The organism is Polaribacter litorisediminis, assembly GCF_019968605.1.
GTDB lineage: Bacteria > Bacteroidota > Bacteroidia > Flavobacteriales > Flavobacteriaceae > Polaribacter > Polaribacter litorisediminis.
In genome coordinates, this window is record NZ_CP082966.1 from 2,559,340 (window position 1) to 2,581,039 (window position 21,700).

Annotated in this window: 15 protein-coding genes; 11 read left to right on the forward strand and 4 right to left on the reverse strand. The window is 32.2% G+C overall.

The features are described from left to right. Window positions 1-42: 42 nt before the first annotated feature. Window positions 43-2,226, reverse strand: a complete 2,184-nt coding sequence (locus K8354_RS10970) for a glutamine synthetase III family protein (RefSeq protein WP_223439578.1) — start codon at window positions 2,224-2,226, stop codon at window positions 43-45. 168 nt (window positions 2,227-2,394) lie between these two features. Between K8354_RS10970 and K8354_RS10975 the strand changes: the two genes are divergently transcribed. Beyond that, window positions 2,395-3,414 carry a glutamine synthetase beta-grasp domain-containing protein gene (locus K8354_RS10975; protein ID WP_223439580.1) on the forward strand — a complete coding sequence of 340 codons (1,020 nt, stop codon included), beginning with the start codon at window positions 2,395-2,397 and terminating at the stop codon, window positions 3,412-3,414. A gap of 195 nt (window positions 3,415-3,609) precedes the next feature. Here the strand turns inward: K8354_RS10975 and K8354_RS10980 are convergent, their stop codons facing one another. Next, window positions 3,610-4,146 (reverse strand): DUF4136 domain-containing protein, encoded by a 537-nt coding sequence (locus tag K8354_RS10980; RefSeq protein ID WP_223439582.1) that lies wholly within the window; start codon window positions 4,144-4,146, stop codon window positions 3,610-3,612. Between the two features lie 244 nt (window positions 4,147-4,390). On the opposite strand from K8354_RS10980, the gene K8354_RS10985 reads away from it, so the two are divergent. From K8354_RS10985 to K8354_RS11000, 4 genes are all read left to right on the forward strand, one after another. After that, window positions 4,391-7,933 carry a methylmalonyl-CoA mutase family protein gene (locus K8354_RS10985; RefSeq protein WP_223439584.1) on the forward strand — a complete coding sequence of 1,181 codons (3,543 nt, stop codon included), beginning with the start codon at window positions 4,391-4,393 and terminating at the stop codon, window positions 7,931-7,933. A 453-nt stretch (window positions 7,934-8,386) separates the two neighbouring features. After that, window positions 8,387-11,614 (forward strand): type ISP restriction/modification enzyme, encoded by a 3,228-nt coding sequence (locus K8354_RS10990; RefSeq protein WP_223439586.1) that lies wholly within the window; start codon window positions 8,387-8,389, stop codon window positions 11,612-11,614. 66 nt (window positions 11,615-11,680) lie between these two features. Continuing rightward, on the forward strand, window positions 11,681-12,121 hold the full coding sequence (locus K8354_RS10995) for an FKBP-type peptidyl-prolyl cis-trans isomerase (protein WP_223439588.1): 441 nt from the start codon (window positions 11,681-11,683) through the stop codon (window positions 12,119-12,121). A gap of 69 nt (window positions 12,122-12,190) precedes the next feature. Beyond that, on the forward strand, window positions 12,191-12,718 hold the full coding sequence (locus K8354_RS11000) for a DUF8685 domain-containing protein (protein ID WP_223439590.1): 528 nt from the start codon (window positions 12,191-12,193) through the stop codon (window positions 12,716-12,718). Between the two features lie 119 nt (window positions 12,719-12,837). Here K8354_RS11000 and K8354_RS11005 read toward each other — a convergent pair whose 3' ends face one another. Further along, the gene (locus tag K8354_RS11005) at window positions 12,838-13,518 is read right to left on the reverse strand and encodes a hypothetical protein (RefSeq protein ID WP_223439592.1); all 681 of its coding nucleotides are present in this window, start codon (window positions 13,516-13,518) and stop codon (window positions 12,838-12,840) included. Window positions 13,519-13,661: 143 nt separating this feature from the next. Between K8354_RS11005 and K8354_RS11010 the strand changes: the two genes are divergently transcribed. The 6 genes from K8354_RS11010 (at window position 13,662) to K8354_RS11035 (ending at window position 19,088) form a co-directional block, all read left to right on the forward strand. After that, window positions 13,662-14,882: a sulfite oxidase gene (locus K8354_RS11010; RefSeq protein WP_223439594.1), complete on the forward strand. Its 1,221-nt coding sequence runs from the start codon at window positions 13,662-13,664 to the stop codon at window positions 14,880-14,882. Between the two features lie 2 nt (window positions 14,883-14,884). Then, window positions 14,885-15,355: a monoheme cytochrome C gene (locus K8354_RS11015; protein WP_223439596.1), complete on the forward strand. Its 471-nt coding sequence runs from the start codon at window positions 14,885-14,887 to the stop codon at window positions 15,353-15,355. A 46-nt stretch (window positions 15,356-15,401) separates the two neighbouring features. Continuing rightward, window positions 15,402-16,265, forward strand: a complete 864-nt coding sequence (locus tag K8354_RS11020; protein ID WP_223439598.1) for a sulfurtransferase — start codon at window positions 15,402-15,404, stop codon at window positions 16,263-16,265. A gap of 6 nt (window positions 16,266-16,271) precedes the next feature. After that, window positions 16,272-17,147: a sterol desaturase family protein gene (locus K8354_RS11025; RefSeq protein ID WP_223439600.1), complete on the forward strand. Its 876-nt coding sequence runs from the start codon at window positions 16,272-16,274 to the stop codon at window positions 17,145-17,147. A gap of 412 nt (window positions 17,148-17,559) precedes the next feature. After that, window positions 17,560-18,123 (forward strand): PAS domain-containing protein, encoded by a 564-nt coding sequence (locus K8354_RS11030; protein ID WP_223439602.1) that lies wholly within the window; start codon window positions 17,560-17,562, stop codon window positions 18,121-18,123. A gap of 74 nt (window positions 18,124-18,197) precedes the next feature. Then, the gene (locus tag K8354_RS11035; RefSeq protein ID WP_223439604.1) at window positions 18,198-19,088 is read left to right on the forward strand and encodes a dienelactone hydrolase family protein; all 891 of its coding nucleotides are present in this window, start codon (window positions 18,198-18,200) and stop codon (window positions 19,086-19,088) included. 83 nt (window positions 19,089-19,171) lie between these two features. Here the strand turns inward: K8354_RS11035 and K8354_RS11040 are convergent, their stop codons facing one another. After that, window positions 19,172-21,670, reverse strand: a complete 2,499-nt coding sequence (locus K8354_RS11040) for a M14 family zinc carboxypeptidase (protein WP_223447667.1) — start codon at window positions 21,668-21,670, stop codon at window positions 19,172-19,174. Between the last annotated feature and the right edge of the window lie 30 nt (window positions 21,671-21,700).

The following is a 21,700-nucleotide window of genomic DNA, read 5'->3' on the forward strand; positions in this document are numbered from 1 at the left end:
TAAATTCCAAATTCGTTAAAACACCCCAAATAAAGTACACTTTTATCTGGTAAACAGCAATTCTCTATACTTTGTTAAGGGCCATAAATTATCATCTATCATGGTTTCTAATTTATCACAGTGATATCTAATCTCCTCAAAATAGGGTCTAACTTTATGACAATAAAATTCAGCTGACTTTAAAACGCTTAATTTATTGGCTTTCTTCCGTTCGTCAATCATTTTTTTTGTAAGCCTATTAATTTCTGTAATATGATTAGAAATAACCATGATAAATTCTATTTGTTCTTTTGCGATATTTTTATATTCATCTCCAAAAATTTCTTTCAAATTCTTTGTATTTTCTAGTAATGTATTTTGATAAATAATAGCAGTTGGCACTATGTGGTTTCTAGCAATATCTCCCAAAACCCGACTTTCTATTTGAATACGTTTTGTATATTCTTCTAAATCAATTTCATAACGAGCTTGCAATTCAACCTTATTCATGACCGCCATTTCTTCAAACAAGTCAACGATCTTTTTAGAGATTTTTACTTTTAATGCTGATGGTGTGGTTTTATGATTGCTTAAACCTCGTTTTGCGGCTTCCTTTTCCCAAGAATTTCCGTAGCCATCGCCCTCAAATCGTATTTTTTTTGAATCTTTGATATATTCTCTTAAAACATTAAAAATAGCTTCATCTTTTTTAAGGTTTTTATCATCGATTAAAGCATCAACTTCCATCTTAAATTCTTTTAATTGCTTGGCAACAATAGTATTTAAAACCGTCATGGGTTTTGCACAATTAGACAAAGATCCTACAGCTCTAAACTCAAATTTATTTCCTGTAAAGGCAAATGCTGAGGTTCTATTTCTATCTGTATTATCTAATAAAATTTCAGGAATTTTACCAATAATATTTAATTTTAAATCCGTTTTTTCTTGCGGTGAAAGCTTGCCTTTAGTCACGTTTTCTAACTCATCTAAAACTGCTGATAATTGACGACCAATAAATACAGATATGATTGCAGGAGGCGCTTCATTTGCTCCTAACCTATGATCATTACTTGCAGAGGCAATAGAAGCTCTCAAAAGTTCTTCATATTCATAAACAGCCTTAATAGTGTTAATGAAAAAAGTTAAAAACTGTAAATTTTTCATAGGGGTTTTTCCCGGACTCAATAAATTAGTTTCATTTGCGGTGGATAAGGACCAGTTGTTATGTTTCCCAGAACCGTTAATTCCGGCAAATGGTTTTTCATGAAATAATACTTTAAAGTGATGACGTCTTGCTACCTTCCCCATAACATCCATGAGCAAAGAATTATGATCTACAGCTAAATTTGCTTCTTCAAAAATGGGCGCTAATTCAAACTGATTGGGTGCCACTTCATTATGTCTTGTTTTAACAGGAATGCCTAACAACATACATTCTTGTTCTAAATCTTGCATAAAACTCATGGCTCTTGCCGGAATACTGCCAAAATAATGATCATCTAATTGCTGACCTTTTGCAGGAGAATGACCTAGTAAAGTTCTACCTGTCATTAAAATATCGGGTCTTGAAAGTGCTAGCGCATCGTCTATTAAAAAATATTCCTGTTCCCACCCCAATGTTGCATTCACTTTCAATGCATTTTTATCAAAATACTTACAAACAGCCGTTGCATGCGTGTCAATTGCCTGTAAAGCTCTTAATAATGGTGTTTTATTATCTAAAGCCTCACCTGTATAGGCTACAAAAATTGTTGGAATACACAGCGTTGTATCATAAATAAACGCAGGGGATGTAGGATCCCAGGCCGTATAACCTCTCGCTTCAAAAGTATTTCTAATTCCTCCGCTAGGAAAACTAGAAGCATCTGGTTCTTGTTGCACCAGTTGTTCTCCATCAAACTTTTCCATAGCTAAACTACCATTGATAGATTCAAAAAAAGCATCATGCTTTTCTGCTGTAGCACCTGTTAATGGCTGAAACCAATGTGTATAATGTGTTGCACCTTTAGAGACGGCCCAATCTTTCATACTTACGGCAACTTGATCTGCTATTTTACGGTCAATTTTAGTTCCTTTATCAATTGCATTCATAACACTTTCGTATGCTGCTCTTGTAAGATACTGCTGCATAGCGTATTTATTAAAAACATTTTGACCAAATAAAACAGATCTTTTTTCAGTCTCAAGAACCTTTAAAGGCCTTCTATTTAAAGTTTCTTGCAATGCCGAAAATCTAATTGTTGACATAATATGATTTTTTAGTAGTAATTTTTATTCTTTAAACAAATATACCCTTTCAAAATTAGGGATAAAATTATTTTTTAATCATTTTAAATATTTAACCCCTCTTTTTTTTGATATCTAGGTATTTTATTTCATTTTTGTAATAATATTATCACATAACAATTATTTATTATGGCAAAAATTAAATTAGAATACATTTGGCTAGATGGTCATTTTCCTACTCAAAACATGAGGAGTAAAACTAAAGTTGAAGAGCATGAAAACTTTCAAGCAACAATTGAAGAATTAGACAATTGGTCTTTTGATGGTAGCTCTACTGAACAGGCTTCTGGTGGTTCATCTGATTGTTTATTAAAACCTGTTGCAATCTATAGCGATCCTACTAGAGTAAATGGTTATTTGGTAATGTCTGAAGTTTTAAGCGCAGATGGCACACCACATCCTACGAATGCAAGAGCTCAAATTGATGATGATGATAATGATTTTTGGTTCGGTTTTGAGCAAGAATATTTCTTGATGGACACAAAAACTGATTTACCTTTAGGTTTTCCACGTGGTGGATTTCCTGGACCTCAAGGTAAATATTACTGCTCTGTAGGTGGTAGATATACATGGGGTAGAGATTTTGTTGAAGAACATGCAGATTTATGTATTGACGCTGGCTTAAATTTTGAAGGAATTAATCAAGAAGTAGCACCAGGACAATGGGAATTTCAATTATTTGCACAAGGCGCAAAAAAAGCAGGTGACGAGATTTGGATTGCACGTTATTTACTAGATAGATTAACTGAGAAGTATGGTTATTACATTGAATATCACCCAAAACCTGTAAAAGGAGACTGGAATGGTTCTGGTATGCATGCAAACTTCTCTAACTCTGTTTTAAGAACTTGTGGTTCTCAAGAAACTTATGAGAAAATTTGTGAGGCATTTAGACCAGTAACAAAAGAACATATGGAGATTTATGGAGAGTTTAATGATGAACGTTTAACAGGTTTACATGAAACTGCTCACGTTTCTGATTTCTCTTATGGAGTATCAGATAGAGGAGCTTCAATCAGAATTCCAATTATTACTGTAGAAAAAGGCTGGAAAGGTTGGCTAGAAGACAGAAGACCAGCTTCTAATGGTGATCCTTACAAGATTGCAGGTAGAATTATAAAAACTGTAAATTCTGCTAATATTAGCTAGATTTATATAATGATGAAAATTAAAAACTCCGAAACTTTTAAGTTTCGGAGTTTTTTTATTGCTAAAAAACAAGTGAAAGAAACAATTTATGAAAGCTTTATATCGCTAAATTGCCATAAATGTTATGTGTAATATTTTAAGGCTTTAACACTTTACTTAAAAAAAATAGACACTTCCTTTAAATAAATTACTTTTTTATCTTTTTCTATCTGGCGGAAATCTAGAAATAATTTCTTTAACAAATAATTTAATCCTTTCTTCTTTCTTATCTCTGTTTTCAATTTTTAAAGCACCTGTTCCTATTCCCTGCCAAACTAATTCTTTCTTTTCCTTATCAATAAAATCGATAAATAAAGTACCTTCTGTATACTCATTTACGTTGATATTATTCATGGAGCCCATCCAAGGATTAAAACCCCAGCCAAAACCATAACCCCAATTACTATTTTGTTGCACATTTACTTTTCTCCTTGATTTTGTAAAAATACTTATAAGCAAATCAGGATCATCCGATTTTACAAATCCTTGAGCCACTAACTCAAACTCTATTGCTCGTAAAACTCGTTTTTTATCTAAATCAGAAATATCTGCCCTATCTATTCCTGGCCTATAAAAAGCAAATGTTTTATATTGACTAAAATCTACCTTACTATCATAATCTGTAGCTACTTTAATCCCACTACAAGACATCATTAAAATTGTACCAAATAAAAATAGTGTTATTTTTTTCATAGTTCTATGTATAAATTATTAATACTACCTATTTTATTACCAATTATTATGCCAAAAACAAACACTATTATACCTCAAAAATTGTCCTAAATTTAACCTCTGATTCATTCTTGAATATGACTCCCTTTTTCATAAAAATAAAATCAAATTTTTTTTCAAAAATATATTTTAAAACTGTTAAAGAATTAAAGTTTTTTTTAAGATTTTCGTAAATTGCCACCCTAAAACCTAATATTCATTACGAATGAAACAAAAACCACCATACAAGCCTACACATAAAGTAAGAATCGTAACTGCTGCAGCCCTTTTTGACGGGCATGATGCTGCCATAAATATTATGCGTAGAATTATACAATCTACAGGGGTTGAAGTGATTCATTTAGGCCATGACAGATCTGTAGAAGAAGTCGTTAATTGTGCCATTCAAGAAGATGTAAATGCAATTGCAATTACCTCTTATCAAGGAGGACATAATGAGTATTTTAAGTATATGTATGATTTGTTGCAAGAAAAAGGAGCAGGTCATATTAAGATTTTTGGCGGTGGTGGTGGTGTAATTCTTCCTGAAGAGATTAAAGAATTGATGGATTATGGAATTACAAGAATTTATGCTCCTGATGACGGAAGAGCCATGGGTTTACAAGGAATGATTAATGATTTAGTAAAAACTTCTGAAATAGCTTATCCTAGCCTTCCCAAAGGGAAGGAACTCCAATCTGGCTCAAAAGAAAATGGAATCGTTTGCAATGAAGACGCTTCTTGGTTGTTGGAATTAGGTGATGAAAAGGTTTTACAAAATTTAAAGAACAAAGAAGTTACTACAATTGCTCGTTTAATTTCTCTAGCAGAAAATAATCACGAGGCTTTCGCAAAGATTTTTTCCCCTTTGGGGAAATTAAAAGGGGCTTCCTGTCCTGTTTTAGGAATTACTGGAACCGGTGGCTCAGGAAAATCTTCTTTAGTGGATGAATTAGTACGTCGTTTTTTAATTGATTTTCCAGAAAAAACAATTGGTTTAATATCTGTAGATCCATCAAAAAGAAAAACGGGTGGTGCACTTTTAGGGGATAGAATTAGAATGAATGCCATTAATAATGAACGCGTTTATATGCGTTCTTTAGCAACCCGTCAATCTAATTTAGCGTTATCAAAATATGTAAATGAGGCCGTACAAGTTTTAAAAGCGGCAGAATTCGATTTAATTATTTTAGAAACTTCTGGAATTGGGCAATCTGATACTGAAATTATTGAGCATTCTGATACCTCTTTATATGTAATGACTCCTGAATTTGGTGCTGCTACGCAATTAGAAAAAATTGATATGCTAGATTTTGCGGATTTAGTAGCCATTAATAAATTTGATAAAAGAGGTGCTTTAGACGCAGTAAGAGATGTGAAAAAACAATACATGCGCAACAATAATTTGTGGCATATTCACATGGATGACATGCCGGTTTATGGTACCATTGCATCACAATTTAATGATCCAGGAATGAATACTTTATATAAAAGTATTATGAATAAATTGGTTGAAAAAACTGGAGTCGATTTAAAATCGACGATAGAAATTACCAGAGAAATGTCTGAAAAGATTTTTGTGATTCCGCCAGCAAGAGTTCGTTATTTATCAGAAATTGCAGAAAGTAATAGAGCATATGACAAAAAGGCAAATAAGCAAGTTGTTGTTGCTCAAAAATTATATGGAATTTATCAAACGATTTTATCAATCACGGAAAACGAAAGTAATTCATCATACAAACAAACTAACAAATCTTATATTACAAAAACAGGACTTGATCAAGATGAAATTCTGAAACAGGTGCCTACCGACGAAATTCCTTTTATCAAACTTTTATTTGCTCAATTCGAAAAAGTAAAAATGAATTTTGACCCTTACAATTGGGAAATCATTCTAACGTGGCAAGAAAAAGTTCAGAAATATAAAGATCCTATTTATACATTTAAAGTTCGTGATAAAGAAATTAAGATAGAAACACATTCTGAATCCCTCTCTCATTCTCAAATACCAAAAATTGCATTACCAAAATACCAAGCTTGGGGAGATTTATTACGTTGGAATCTACAAGAAAATGTTCCAGGAGAATTCCCATTTACAGCGGGCTTATACCCTTTTAAAAGAACTGGCGAAGACCCAACCAGAATGTTTGCTGGTGAAGGGAGACCAGAAAGAACGAATCGTAGATTTCACTATGTGAGTTTAGGAATGGATGCAAAACGTCTGTCAACGGCCTTTGATTCTGTAACCTTGTACGGAAATGACCCTGGACACAGACCCGATATTTATGGTAAAATAGGAAACGCTGGGGTTTCGATTTGTTGTTTAGACGACGCTAAAAAACTGTATTCTGGTTTTGATTTAAGTCACCATATGACCTCTGTTTCTATGACCATCAACGGGCCAGCTCCGATGTTATTAGGCTTCTTTATGAACGCTGCCATCGATCAGAATTGTGAGAAATACATCAAAGAGCATCAATTAGAGGAACATGTTGAAGCTAAATATAAAGAAATTTACGATTCCAAAGGTTTAGAAAGACCCGTTTATCAAGGAAAACTACCTGAAGGAAATAATGGTTTAGGCTTGATGCTTTTAGGGCTCACTGGAGATTTAGTATTGCCTCAAAATGTATATCAACAAATAAAAAAAGACACGTTAGCGCAAGTTAGAGGAACGGTTCAGGCAGATATTTTAAAAGAAGATCAAGCACAAAATACGTGCATTTTCTCAACAGAATTTGCATTAAGATTGATGGGAGATGTGCAAGAATACTTCATTGAAAAACAAGTAAGAAACTTTTATTCAGTTTCTATTTCTGGATATCATATTGCTGAAGCTGGTGCAAATCCTATTACGCAATTGGCATTGACTTTGTCTAACGGATTTACGTATGTTGAGTATTATTTATCCCGCGGAATGGATATTAATAAATTTGGTCCAAACTTATCGTTTTTCTTTTCAAACGGAATTGATCCTGAATATTCTGTAATTGGTCGTGTTGCTCGTAAAATTTGGGCAAAAGCGATGAAAATTAAATATGGCGCAAACCCAAGAGCCCAAATGTTAAAGTATCATATTCAGACTTCTGGCCGTTCTTTGCACGCTCAAGAAATCGATTTTAATGATATCCGAACTACCTTGCAAGCTTTATACGCCATTAATGATAATTGCAATTCTTTACACACCAATGCTTATGATGAAGCAATTACCACTCCAACAGAAGAATCTGTAAGAAGAGCGATGGCAATTCAGTTAATTATCAATAAAGAATTAGGCTTAACGAAAAATGAAAACCCGATTCAAGGTGCTTTTATCATTGAAGAATTAACCGACTTAGTAGAAGAAGCTGTGTTGTTAGAATTCGATCGAATTACAGAACGTGGTGGTGTTTTAGGTGCGATGGAAACGATGTACCAACGCTCTAAAATACAGGAAGAAAGTATGTATTACGAAACGTTAAAACACAATGGAGAATTCCCGATTATTGGTGTAAATACATTTTTAAGTTCCAAAGGATCGCCAACCGTGCAGCCAGAAGAAATAATTCGTGCCACGGAAGAAGAAAAACAATTTCAAATTAAAACAAAAGAATTATTGAATAAGGCAAATCCTAATAAAGTTGTGGAACAAATTGAAATTTTACAGGAAGCTGCTATTCAAAATGAAAATTTATTTGATAAATTAATGGAAGCAACGAAAGTTTGTTCTTTAGGACAAATTACGGAAGCGTTGTTTAAAGTTGGTGGGCAATATCGAAGAAATATGTAAGCAGAGAACAAGAATTTCAAAGAAATTCGTTGTGAATCGCTTATCCCACTTTTTTGCGAGATTTATTGGTTGCCATATTACCAAAATTAAAAAGCCATTATCTTTTTAATTTTGGACCACATAGGAACATAGCGATGCTTTGTGTGATTTTTTTTGCGAGATTTGGTCGTTGAAATTTAATACAAATTAATTGGTGTAATTTTTGACGACATAGAAACATAGAGAACATAGAGAACATAGCGCTGTTTTGCTTGAATTGCTTGCATTTTTTTCCAGATCTAAAAATATTTCAGACCTCACAGATTTTTAAAACCTGTGAGGTCTTTTGTATTTGCAAAAAAAGATTACATAGCAATATTCATTTATAGTTTATGAAGTTTATCTATATAGGTTTGTTTGAACAATTTATAAAGTTTAAGTTTGTTTAATCTCAATTATAATTTTTCATTTGCTATGACAACACCTAATTATATTGCTAATTTAATCAAACGTTTTGCTTCTGGCATTTCTAGAGAACATTCTTATAGAGGCGATTTAGAAACCTTAATAAGAACTTTAGTGACCACTGTAGAAATTACAAACGAACCCGCAAACGTTACAGATTGTGGAAACCCAGATTATGTAATTACCAGAGCTAAAATACCAGTTGGTTATATAGAAGCTAAAGATGTTGGCAAAGATTTGAATAGCAAATCTTACAAAGAACAATTTAATCGATACAAAAATGCGTTAGACAATTTAATTATTACCGATTACATTTGGTTTCAGTTTTTTCAAAACGGAATTTTAGTCCATGAGATAAAAATTGGCGAAGTTGAGAACGGAATTATCAAACCGATTCCAGAAAACTACGCACAATTCGAAAATTTACTCCAGGACTTTTGCACACACATTAGCCAAACCATAAAATCGTCTAAAAAATTAGCAGAAATGATGGCCGGTAAAGCTCGTTTACTGCAAAATATTTTGGAAAATGCGATAACTTCGGATGAAATAAGCAGAGAAAACACGTCTTTAAAAGGCCAATATGACACCTTTAAACAAATACTAATTCACGATTTAAAACCCAAAGGTTTCGCAGATATTTACGCACAAACGTTGGCTTACGGAATGTTTGCAGCTCGTTTGCACGATAAAACATTAGATAATTTTAGCAGACAAGAAGCAGCAGAACTCATCCCAAAATCAAATCCTTTTTTACGAAAACTATTTGGGTATGTTGCTGGGCCAGATATTGATGAGCGTATTGTAACTGTTGTAGATAATTTGGCTGAAGTTTTTAGAGCCACAGATATTGATGGTTTGTTGCATAATTTTGGGAAAAGCACCCAAATGAATGATCCAATTATTCATTTTTACGAAACCTTTTTAGCGGCGTATGATGCAAAATTAAGAAAAGCAAGAGGGGTTTGGTACACACCAGAACCTGTAGTAAATTTTATTGTAAGAGCTGTAGACGAAGTTTTAAAAACCGATTTTAATTTGCCACAAGGTTTAGCAGACACTACCAAAACAACCATAAAAGTAAAAACTGATATACCAAGTAAGAAGTTTAAAAGTGGGTATAAAGAAGTTGATAAAGAAGTACACAAAGTACAAATTTTAGACCCTGCAACTGGCACAGGAACTTTTTTAGCAGAAGTTGTAAAATTTATTTACAACAAAAACTTTAAAAGCATGCAAGGTGCTTGGTCTGGGTATGTAGAAGAACATTTAATACCAAGATTAAATGGTTTTGAGTTGTTAATGGCAAGTTATGCTATGGCACATTTAAAGTTAGATATGTTACTAACAGAAACGGGTTATAAAAGCAAAAAAAACAATCGTTTAAATATTTATTTAACCAATTCTTTAGAGGCAGAAACGGGTACAGTACCCAATTTATTTATGTCTCAATGGCTTACAGAAGAAGCATTAATGGCAGATGTTGTAAAAAGAAATACACCTGTAATGTGTATTATTGGCAATCCTCCTTATAGTGGAGAAAGTGCCAATAAAGGCGATTGGATTATGGATTTAATGCAAGATTATAAAAAAGAACCTGGAGGAAAAGAGAAATTAAAAGAGCAAAATTCTAAATTTATCAATGATGATTATGTAAAGTTTTTAAGATATGGGCAACATTATATCGAAAAAAACGGAAGTGGTGTTTTGGCATTTATCAATCCGCATGGTTTTTTAGACAACCCTACATTTAGAGGAATGCGTTGGAATTTGTTAAAAACGTATGACAAAATTTATACGATTGATTTGCATGGAAACTCTAAAAAGAAAGAAGTATCTCCTGATGGTTCTGTAGACCAAAATGTATTTGACATTATGCAAGGTGTTGCCATTACTATTTTTGTTAAAACTGATAAAAAAAATAAAAATGAATTAGGGGATGTTTTTCATTATGATTTATATGGCAAACGTGATCTAAAATATGATTTTCTTTGGAAAAGCAGTCTAAAGGCTATCAATTTTGAAAAATTACCAAATAAAGCACCAAGTTATTTTATGGTTCAAAAAGATTTTGAACTTGAAGTCAGTTACAATAAAGGATTTTCAATTACTGATTTATTTATGATTAATTCTTTAGGTATTCAAACCCATAGAGATGCTTTGTGCATTGATTCTTCTAAAATATTATTAGAAGAAAGAATTAAAGATTTTTTTAATCAAGATATAGAAGATGATAGTATTAAACTAAAATATTCTCTTAAAGAAAACAAAGAATGGAAGTTGTCCAATCAAAGAAATGGCAAATTTGATTCAGAACATATTATAAAAATTGATTATCGCCCTTTTGATTCACAATATATTTATTTTGATAGAAAAATTGTAGATAGATTAAGAAATAATGTTTCTAAACATATTGTAAATAAAGATAATTATTGTCTTATTGTTCCTAGACAATGTGTGTCTGATTGGAGATATTCATTTATTTCAAAAAACATAATTGAATCTAACTTAACTGGAACCGCAGGAAGATTTGGAAGTGGTAATTTTTTTCCACTATACCTTTATCCAGATAAAAACGAAGAAGGCATTTTTTCCGAAGATAAAAGAAAACCAAATTTAAATGATACAATTATAAAAGAGATTGCTAATAAAATAGGTTTACGTTTTATATCAGAAAGAGAAACTACATTAAATTTAAGTTTGTATTTAGAAGGTTATCCAAAAGAATTTAGTCCAATAGATTTGTTAGATTATATCTATGCAGTTTTGCACTCACCAGCGTATAGAGAAAAATACAAAGAGTTTTTAAAGATTGATTTTCCACGAGTTCCTTATCCAAAAGACAAAAAAACATTTTGGAATTTGGTAAAATCAGGAACAGAAATAAGACAAATACATTTATTAGAAAGTGACCAAACAGAAAATTATATTACAACCTACCCAAAAGAAGGCAATAATGTAATTACCACTAAAATTGCTAAAAAAGATTGGGAGGTATTTGATACAGAAAATCAATTGGGTAGAATATGGATCAATGAAACCCAGTATTTTGATTACATTCCAGTTGTTGTTTGGGAGTTTTATATTGGTGGTTATCAACCAGCTCAAAAATGGTTAAAAGACCGAAAAGAAAGAGCACTAAAATTCGAGGATATTCTACATTATCAAAAAATAATTGTTGCACTTTCAGAAACTGATAAAATTATGCAACAGATTAATTTAATTGAAATTGAATAAATTTTATCACTCTAAAATCCTTTAAAAATAGTCAGTTAAATTACCTTTGTCAAAACACAATTATTCATGAAAAAAATACTTTTACTATTCGTTTTAGCCCTTAGCTTTTCTTGTTCCGATGAAGAAATGGATTATACCGACCAAAACGAAATGGATATTTTAGCGTATTTAGCAGATAACAATTTAAACGCTCAAAAAACAAGTTCAGGATTATACTATATCATAAAATCCTCTGGAGTAGGAAATCTCCCTAGCGCCAACTCTAATGTTACGCTAGGCTACAAAGGATACTTTTTAAATGGAGAAATATTTGATAAATCTACCAATGCAACTTTTAATGTTCGCGGTGTAGTTTCTGGCTTTGGTGAAGCAGCTCGAATGCTTAAACCTGGCGGTTCTGGCACTTTTATTTTACCCTCTAAATTAGGATATGGAAACAGAGGTTCTGGAAACATTTCAGGGGGCGAAGTAATTATTTTTGATATTAATTTAATCAGTATCAATTAAAGATATTTGTTTACCTAATTTTTATGTAAAGACTGCATATAGTATCTTTAATTTAAAAAATACATACAAATGAAATTATTAGGAATTGGCTCTAGAATAGAGCATTCAGATTTTGGCTTAGGAGTTGTAACCAACGTAACTAGCAAACATTATTGGGTAACCTTTATCAAAGACGGTTTAGAAACTATTGAAATTGATAGCGATTTTAAAGTGATAGAAGCAGTTGAAGATGATGTGGATACGGTTAGTTTTTATGAAGTAGAAAAATCACTAAAAACAATTTTACAAAAATGGTCTGATGTTACAGAAATCTCTCCTATTGCTGATAAATGGAAAAAAGGAACCCTTATTTTAAGACCTGAAAATTCTAATTTATCGGAGAAAGAAATTCCGATTGATACTTTTTTTCACAAAATAGTAATGGTTAGAGATCGAATTCGAGTGATGGAACAAAAAATAAATTCAAGTAAAACTTTAGACGATCAAGCTAAAATTGATTTACAACAATACATTACCAGAATTTATGGAAGTTTAACCACTTTTAATGTGCTCTTTAAACTGAAAAGTGATTATTTTATAGGAGACAAATCAAAATAAAAAATAGTGCAACTTTTATTTAAATCTTTCAGAAAGCAACTTTTAATTTTTTTGCAATCTTCATATAAATTAGGGAAAAGATTTTTCGTGCATCTTTTCCCTAATTTTTTTGTGTAAATTTAAGATTTTGATTCAGACAAAAAGACACCTTGCTTTAATAAAGTGACCCCCATTGCTAATAACCACAATACTTTAATATGAAAGATAGGTTTATAAATTTCATAATTATCTGGAATCAATAAAATAATTCCCATCGCCACAAAACCTAGCAACACAGTAAACCAACCTAACCAAGTACTTACTATTTTCCATTTAATAAATGCAAATCCTAATAATACCAATCCTACCCCTGAGAAAATTCGTCCAAAACGAATAAAACAGGTAACATATTGATTGGTAGATAAAATGCTGTCCATAAATACAGTCATTTCTTCTGCAGACATTCCAGCCGTCTTTCCAACACCCCAAGCGCCAAAATTATAAAAGAACGCATTTGCAATCGCTAGTGTAAAAGTACCAACAATCACCATTCCTATTCCGGGAAGTACAACTACTCGATATGGCCTGCCCGTTAACAAAGAAGTCAAAGCAAACATGGAAATCCCCATGGTTACCCAACCAAAAATATGAATTCGATACATCCAAATCCAATACCAAACATTCTCACCTACTTTGCTAAAATCTGAAGCAACTATATACTCTCCTATATGATGAGGTGATAATACCCAACCCAACCAAAGTAAGGCGGCTGCTACAATAAACGCCCAACCTGTAAAACTAGTCTCGAAACTTTTTTCCATTATTCTCATAAATTATATGTATTTTTCAATGATATTGTAATGTTAGGAATATATTTTTTCCTTATATGTAACTTTTGTTACACATAAAGAAAAAAAGACTTCTTAAATTGTATTGATTTTTATAAACTTATAATTCTATCATTTTGAAAAGAAGATCTTTTATAAAGAAAGCCGTATTGAGCTCTTTTGCTACAATCATAGGAACAGAACTTGTTTTTGGCGCTAAATTACCTGTTGGTTATATACCACTTGGGGCGCAAGAACCAGATCCTTTTAAAATGTTCAGCAAGCATAAGGATATGGTAATCTTAAACAACAAACCTTGGAATATTGAGGCGCAAGCTCATTTACTAGATGACAAAATTACACCTAACGCTTCTATGTTCATTAGAAACAATGGAAAAACTCCAGAAGAAATTAATGTAAAGACTTGGACACTTACGATTGATGGAGAATCTGTGCAAAGCAAAAAAACATATACACTAGCTGATTTAAAATCAAAATTTAAAAAGCACACCTATCAATTAACGATAGAATGTGGAGGCAATGGTAGAAGTGAATTTACCCCAGCAGCCAAAGGAAATCAATGGACTATTGGTGCTGTACATTGTGCTTCTTGGACAGGTGTTCGTTTACGAGATGTGTTAGAAGATGCTGGCATTAAAAGTGATGCCGTATATATTGGTTACCATGGTACAGATACACATTTAAGTGGTGACCCAACAAAAGAACCTATCTCTAGAGGATGCCCGATGTCTAAAGCTCTGCAAGATGAAACGCTTTTAGCTTTTGAAATGAACGGTAAAGATATTCCTATCATTCATGGATATCCACTTCGTTTAGTTGCAGGTGGTTGGCCAGCCTCTGTTTCTGGTAAATGGGTAAACAGAATTAGCGTTCGAGACCAAGTACATGATGGCACCAAAATGACAGGTACCGCATATAGAGTGCCTTGTAATGCGGTTGCTCCTGGCGAGAAAGTGAAAGATGAAGATATGTGTATTATTGAATCGATGCCCGTTAAATCGTTAATTACCTATCCAAAAACAGGTGCCACTCTAAAAGAAGGGAAAACGTTAAATATTAGAGGGCATGCATGGGCAGGTGAGCTAGAAGTTGCAAAAATGGAATATTCAATAAATTTTGGATCCACATGGACTTCGTGTTCCATTCAAAAACCAACAAATCGTTTAGCATGGCAACATTTTTCCGCTGCTATAAATTTCCCCAAAAAAGGATATTATGAAGTTTGGGCAAGGGCCACCGATACTAATAATTTTTCGCAACCTATGGTATTACCTGGATGGAATCCAAAAGGATATTTAAACAATGCTTGCCATAGAATTGCCGTTAAAGTTGTGTAATAATGGAAGATAAAGAATTTCAAAAAAAAATTAAAAAGGCAGAAAGAACAGCATATATCGCTCTATTTTTTTCCTTTGTAGCTTCTGTTTTACTACTTATCGTAGTGTACAATCCTACATTATCAATTTTTGAACATAAAAGCACAGCTCCTTTGTATACTGATATTGTTGAAGATGAAGATAAAATTGAAAACGGTATCCATATAAGAACAGGTTTAATAGAAGCAGATGGTTTAATGACCGTTGTAAACAATTGTACCAATTGCCATTCTGCCAAATTAGTCACTCAAAACAGAATGTCTGCTGAGAGCTGGAACAACACGATTAAATGGATGCAAGAAACACAAAACCTATGGGATTTAGGAGCAAATCAAGAAATTATAGTTAATTATTTAGTAACTAATTATCCTCCAATAGCAAAAGGAAGACGGATGACCTTAACAAATATCGATTGGTATGAACTTAAAAATTAGCGCATTGCTTCTCTTTATGTTTATGTTTGCTTGTCAAAAAAATAAGATGGCAGAACTTAATTCTATAAAGCCTAATTATTTAATTGAAGCTCCAGCATTAAAATTAAGACAGACTGATAGCTCCCTTAAAATAATAGATTTTAGAAAAAAGGAATTTTATAACCAAGAGCACATCGAGGGTGCTTTGCAGATGTGGAGAACAGATATTGAAGACACAACATACTCTTATTCAGGTATGATGGCTAGTCCTAAACAAATTGAAAGTTTGTTTGGAAATTTAGGAATAAACAGTACTGATACCATTATCATTTATGATGATAATGGGCTATGTGAAGCTTCTAGATTATGGTGGATTTTACAAAACTATAATTTTAAGAATGTAAAAATGCTTCATGGAGGCATTGAATCATGGAAAAAAATTGATGGAAAAGTAACTAAAAAAACACCTGAAATTAAAAAAAGTATTTTTAAACTTTTTGGCGAACCTAAAATGCAGTACTATATTTCAAAAGAAGAGATGTTAAAAGCTTTAGATAAGAATGTTGTTCTGTTAGATACCAGAACTTTTGATGAATTTTCTGGTAATCAGCAAAAAAAAGGGGCTGCAAAATCAGGCAGAATTCCTAATAGTATTCATGTTGATTGGGCAGAAGCCATTCATTATAATGGAGATTATCGCTTAAAACCGATAAAAATTTTAGAGAATTTTTATCATAAGAAATTAAATATAAGTAAAAATGATTCAATAATTTTGTATTGTCATAGTGGAGTTCGTTCAGCACACACCACTTTTGTACTAACTCAATTATTAGGATATAAAAATGTAAAAAATTATGATGGCTCTTGGACAGAATGGAGCCATTTTAACAATCTCCCTTTTGTAAATAATAGTTTAACAAAATTAAAATAAGTAAAGATGAAAAAATATTTAGACGCATTTATAGATGCATTTATGGGAACAGTAGATTGGACATGGAAGTCCATCATTTTTGAAGTGCCTTGGTACACCAATTATTTTTGGGGGCTTATTGTTATTTCCCTTGTAGTTTGGGGTTTAGAAATTGCTTTTCCTTGGCGAAAACAACAAGCAATTTTTAGAAAAGATTTTTGGTTAGATGCATTTTATATGTTTTTTAATTTCTTTATTTTCTCTATTGTAATTAGTGGTTTTTATAAAGTTTTAGAATTATTCTTTGGAGAGTTTAACATCACTGCCAAAAGTTTGTCGCTTATGGACATTTCACATTGGCCTAATTGGCTACAACTGCTGGTTTTCTTTGTAATTCTTGATTTTGTGCAATGGTTTACGCATGTGCTTTTGCATAAATATCCTTTTTTATGGAAATTCCATAAAGTACATCATAGTGTTAAGGAAATGGGATTTGCTGCTCACCTAAGATATCATTGGATGGAAAATATTTTCTACAAACCACTTAAAACTTTTGGTGTAATGATTCTTGGTGGTTTTGAACCAAGTCAAGCCTATATTGTACACTTTATTACGATTGCTATTGGTCATTTAAATCATGCCAATATTAAACTTACATACGGTATTTTCAAATACATATTAAATAACCCTGTAATGCACTTATATCATCATGCGTATGTTTTACCAAAAGGAAGATATGGTATGAATTATGGAATTAGCTTAAGTCTTTGGGATTATATTTTTAAAACAAATTATGTACCAGAAGATAGCGGAACTATAGAAATAGGTTTTAAAGGTGATGACAAGTTTCCTACAAACTTTATTGATCAAAATTTGTACGGATTTAAAAAAGGACAGGAATAAAAAAATATCTATGGTATCGTTGAATTGAGCACATTGAATGTTCGTAAATTCTTACGAATTTTCTAAAGAAATCCATTTATTCCATAATTAATGGTCTAAAGGATTAATGGTCTAGAGGCTCATACATACTTATGAATTTCATCTTTAAATCATTTAAAATCAATGGTTTTATAAGATATTAATGGTCAAGTAGAGCGCAGTAGAGAGCTATTGAGATGTTTTTCAATAGGTTTTTACTGCGCTCTACCTTTAATCCATTAAATATTTATACTTAAATTCTAGGTATCTAGCTACTCATCTCTTTACCAACTCGGCAACAAAAACTGTTTAATCTTTCTAATTAATTATTTAACATTTTTGCGTCTTATTTTTTTATAAATTTGCAAACTAAATTTAGAACTAGTTCAATTTTATGAAAAATAAACTCTCAAATATGATGTGTTTAGATTTATTTTTATCTTCACAAAATGAAGAGCATTATAAGGCTATAGAACACCATGTAACTGCCTCAGAAGCTATAACATATCCGTTAAAAAGTTTCTGTTTATATGCTGATTATTTTTCTACCAAAATGCACAACCTCAATAGGTTGAATGACATTATTACTGTAAAAAAATTTGCATCCAAATTTAATTGGAATCAAAATTTAGATACTATTTTTAAAAATGAAGACTTTGAAGCCATTGTTTTAACCAATAAAAAACAAGAAATTATTTGGGTAAATGATGGTTTCAAAGAAATGACAGGATTTCATAAAAAATTCGCATTAAATAAAAGACCTTCGTTTTTACAAGGTGAAAAAACTTGTAAAAAAACAAGAGATCGCATTAAAAAAACAATTCAATTAAACGAACCATTTACAGGTACTGTCATCAATTATAGAAAAGATAAAACTCCCTACAAATGTGAGATCAAAATTTTTCCATTATTTAGTGAAAACACCACACATTATATCGCTTTAGAAAAAGCTGTATAAAATTTATTATTTATTTACTGCTATTGTTTTGTTATCTTAGTTGAAAATCTAAAACTATTTAAATTTTAATCAAGATGAAAACAATTAAAAAAGAGGATATTAGTCAAGAAGTATTTGATTTATATGATGACTATGCGCATAATAAAATGGACCGTAAAGAATTTTTACAAAAGCTTTCTTTATATGCTGTTGGTGCAATTACGTTACCCGCTTTATTGAGTTTTATATCTCCCAATTATTTGGATAGCATTGTAGTTCAGCCAAATGACCCACGATTAAAATCTGAAATGATTCATTATGAATCTCCCAAGGGAGGAGAAAAAATATCAGGTTTATTTTCAATCTTAAAAGATACCAAAGAAAAATTACCAGGAATTATTGTAGTTCATGAAAATCGAGGCCTGAATCCGTATATAAAAGATGTGGGAAGAAGAGCTGCTTTAGAGGGTTTCGTAACTTTAGCTCCAGACGCACTTTCACCCTTAGGCGGTTATCCTGGCAATGATGATGAGGGCAGAGCAATGCAAAGAAAAAGAGATAGAAATGAAATGTTAGAAGATTTTATTGCAGCGTATCATTATTTAAAATCACACGAAAATTGTAACGGAAAAGTTGGCGTTGTTGGTTTTTGCTTCGGTGGCTGGATTTCTAATATGATGGCGGTAAAATTACCAGATTTAGGAGCAGCTGTTCCTTATTATGGCAGGCAACCTTCAGACGAAGATGCTGCTAAAATTAAAGCTCCCTTATTGTTACAATATGCTGGTTTAGACAAAAGAGTCAATGAAGGTTGGCCCGCTTATGAAACTATTTTAAAAGCGAATAATATAGAGCATCAAGCGCATTTTTATCCTGATGTAAATCATGGTTTTCATAATAATACCACACCTCGGTATGATGAAGAAGCTGCCAATTTATCTTGGAATAGAACGATTGCTTTTTTTGATAAACATTTAAAATCCTAGAAAATTACTTCAAATAAAGAATAAAGAGCGTTCATGTCTGAGCGCTCTTTATTCTTTATTCTTTATTCTTTATTCTTTATTCTTTATTTAGGAACATTAATCTCACTTCCTAAAAACAACCCATTTAAAAATAATTTATTGGTTCCATACCATGCACCTCGAAAGTTTGGATTGTCTGCAAATAAAACAACTCTCCCTTTGCCAATGCCACTAACTAATAAAGACGCTGATGGCTTGATGAAATTTTCTAAATTGTTTTTAGAAATAAATCCATCGATATGAGGGTTTTGCGTGTATTTTGCTACTGTTGCATAAGCGTTTTTACTAGGCGCTAAAAACACCCTATTATTTTTATAAATAGGTAATTTTGAGGAACGATATCCAAATCCTAAAGGGTGTGTTACATCTAAATCTACTTCAAAAATAGCACCTCCTACCCGCTCTCGTCCTAAGTGCTCTGAAGCTTCGACATACGGCAATCTGTTGGTTACTTTTTTGGCTTTTTCTTCTTTCGATGTTGGCTTTTTTGTCAGACTTTCTTGAACTATTTTTTGATCAATTACCCATTTAGAAGCTCCTGCAATGGTAATAAGTGTATTCCCTTTTGCTGTCCAAGTTTTTAATTTTTGTCTTTGAATTGAATCTAATTGACGATAATTACCTGAAACCATCACCAATGTATTGTAGGTATCTAAATTGGCGCTACCATAATTGGTCATTCTAATTTTTGTGATGGGCATATGAACACGGGTATCTAACAAATGCCAAACCTCTCCGGCCTCATAAGAATTAACTCCTTCTCCAATCAACATGGCAACTTTTGGTGTCTCTAGCACTCTAAAATTATTGCTTCCTAAATCAATACCTTTTATACTATATCCGCTATTAGTTGCAAAAACAGGAATCTCAAATTTCTCTTGTGCATCAACAATAATCTTGTAAACCTCTTCACTTGTTTTTTTCTGTTTGCTCACAGGAATTAATAAGCTTCCGTAATTAAAATCAATTTTTTCATCGACCGTAGCAATTGAAAATGGCTTAAACGCAGATGCTATTTTTAAGCCCTTAGATTGCATATAATATAAGGCGGCAGGTGCATTATAATCGTCCCAATTAACGAGGTATGCATATTCCGATTTCTTAATTTTCTTATTTTGAACAATTCCTTGTGATGTAGTAACCTCCGTTCCTAATTGAACAGACTTTACCCCTTTGTATTTTATGTTGTAAAAATTAGCAACACTCCAAGCTGATGCATCATAAAAGACACTATCCCTATACTTGTCATAGGTTTCAAACATGGTTTGTACCATTCTGTGTTGCGGTTGTTTTAAAGGAACCGTATAAATATCTCCTTTTTTATATACTTTAATTTTATGTGTTAATAATTGTGCTATAAAAGCTTTCTTTCTATTCTGATCATATTTTTCTTCAAACTCATATCCCGAAAAACCTGATGCCGCCTTTTTTGTCAAGGACGATTTAAAAAATTCTTGCTGATATTTTCTTAAATATTCTTTGTTCTCCACAGAAGCTTTTATGGTTGCAAACGTAGAAGTATATTGATTTCTAATGGTAAAAGGAAACGTAATTTTCCCATAATCAGTATCTTGCACGTGTCCTCGAGAACTTGCTTGTTCAAATAACAAAGCTAAACCTCCTTGTAAATCAGGATAGGAAGATCCATACCCTGGATAGGTACCATCAAAGGATTCTTTTGTATAGTATAATGAACCAATTTTATCTAATGCGTTGGTAAAATAAGGCGCAAATAAAGTATTTAAATCCTCATAATTTTCTTTTGGCATAATCGGATCAAAAGAACCTATGGGTTTCATCGGTTCAAAAAAGTGATGACTATTGGTGCCCATTTCATGAAAATCTGTAACAACATTCGGGTACCAAGAATGCATCCATTTTAATTTCCCTTGACTTTCTGGATGCACTGCCAATAACCAATCTCTATTTAAATCAAACCAATAATGATTGGTTCTTCCTCGCGGCCAAGCTTCCGTATGTTCAGCATCTATATTATCTGAAACCAATGTTTTTGCTTGGTATTGATTTGCCCATTGTGTATGTCTGTCTCTTCCATCAGGATTAATGGTTGGATCAATAAAAATGACCGATTTTTCTAAATAATTTAGAACTTCTGCACTATTAGACGCCACCAAAGTGTACGCAGTTAATAAAGCGGCTTCAGAACTAGAAGGTTCATTTCCATGAACATTATACCCTAACTGAATGATTACAGGAACTTCGTCATAATTTTCAGGGCTTTCTGCTGGGTTTACAAATTGTAAATGTTGTGATTTTATCGTTTCTAAATTCTTTAAATTTTTGGGTGATGTTACTGTGAACATTACCAATTTACGTTTTTCATGGGTTTTCCCGTATATTTCGATGCTTGCTCTATCAGAAATTTCTGCCAATTTGGTTAAATATGCAACGATTAAATCGTGTCTTGTGTGATGCTCTCCAATTTCATATCCCAAAAATTCTTCAGGCGTTGGAATATCAGCATTAAAGGGTGCTTGGTCTTTAAAATAATAATCTTGCGCCATAATCGTTTGACATATCATTAAAGCCAAGAAAAAATTGTAAAAGCGATT

Coding starts and splice junctions, on each gene's coding strand:
- K8354_RS10975 (WP_223439580.1), top strand. CDS start 2,395: ATGGCAAAAATTAAATTAGAATACATTTGGCTAGATGGTCATTTTCCT.
- K8354_RS10990 (WP_223439586.1), top strand. CDS start 8,387: ATGACAACACCTAATTATATTGCTAATTTAATCAAACGTTTTGCTTCT.
- K8354_RS11005 (WP_223439592.1), bottom strand. CDS start 13,518: ATGGAAAAAAGTTTCGAGACTAGTTTTACAGGTTGGGCGTTTATTGTA.
- K8354_RS11025 (WP_223439600.1), top strand. CDS start 16,272: ATGAAAAAATATTTAGACGCATTTATAGATGCATTTATGGGAACAGTA.
- K8354_RS11030 (WP_223439602.1), top strand. CDS start 17,560: ATGAAAAATAAACTCTCAAATATGATGTGTTTAGATTTATTTTTATCT.
- K8354_RS11020 (WP_223439598.1), top strand. CDS start 15,402: ATGGCAGAACTTAATTCTATAAAGCCTAATTATTTAATTGAAGCTCCA.
- K8354_RS11000 (WP_223439590.1), top strand. CDS start 12,191: ATGAAATTATTAGGAATTGGCTCTAGAATAGAGCATTCAGATTTTGGC.
- K8354_RS10980 (WP_223439582.1), bottom strand. CDS start 4,146: ATGAAAAAAATAACACTATTTTTATTTGGTACAATTTTAATGATGTCT.
- K8354_RS11035 (WP_223439604.1), top strand. CDS start 18,198: ATGAAAACAATTAAAAAAGAGGATATTAGTCAAGAAGTATTTGATTTA.
- K8354_RS11015 (WP_223439596.1), top strand. CDS start 14,885: ATGGAAGATAAAGAATTTCAAAAAAAAATTAAAAAGGCAGAAAGAACA.
- K8354_RS11040 (WP_223447667.1), bottom strand. CDS start 21,670: ATGATATGTCAAACGATTATGGCGCAAGATTATTATTTTAAAGACCAA.
- K8354_RS10970 (WP_223439578.1), bottom strand. CDS start 2,226: ATGTCAACAATTAGATTTTCGGCATTGCAAGAAACTTTAAATAGAAGG.
- K8354_RS10995 (WP_223439588.1), top strand. CDS start 11,681: ATGAAAAAAATACTTTTACTATTCGTTTTAGCCCTTAGCTTTTCTTGT.
- K8354_RS10985 (WP_223439584.1), top strand. CDS start 4,391: ATGAAACAAAAACCACCATACAAGCCTACACATAAAGTAAGAATCGTA.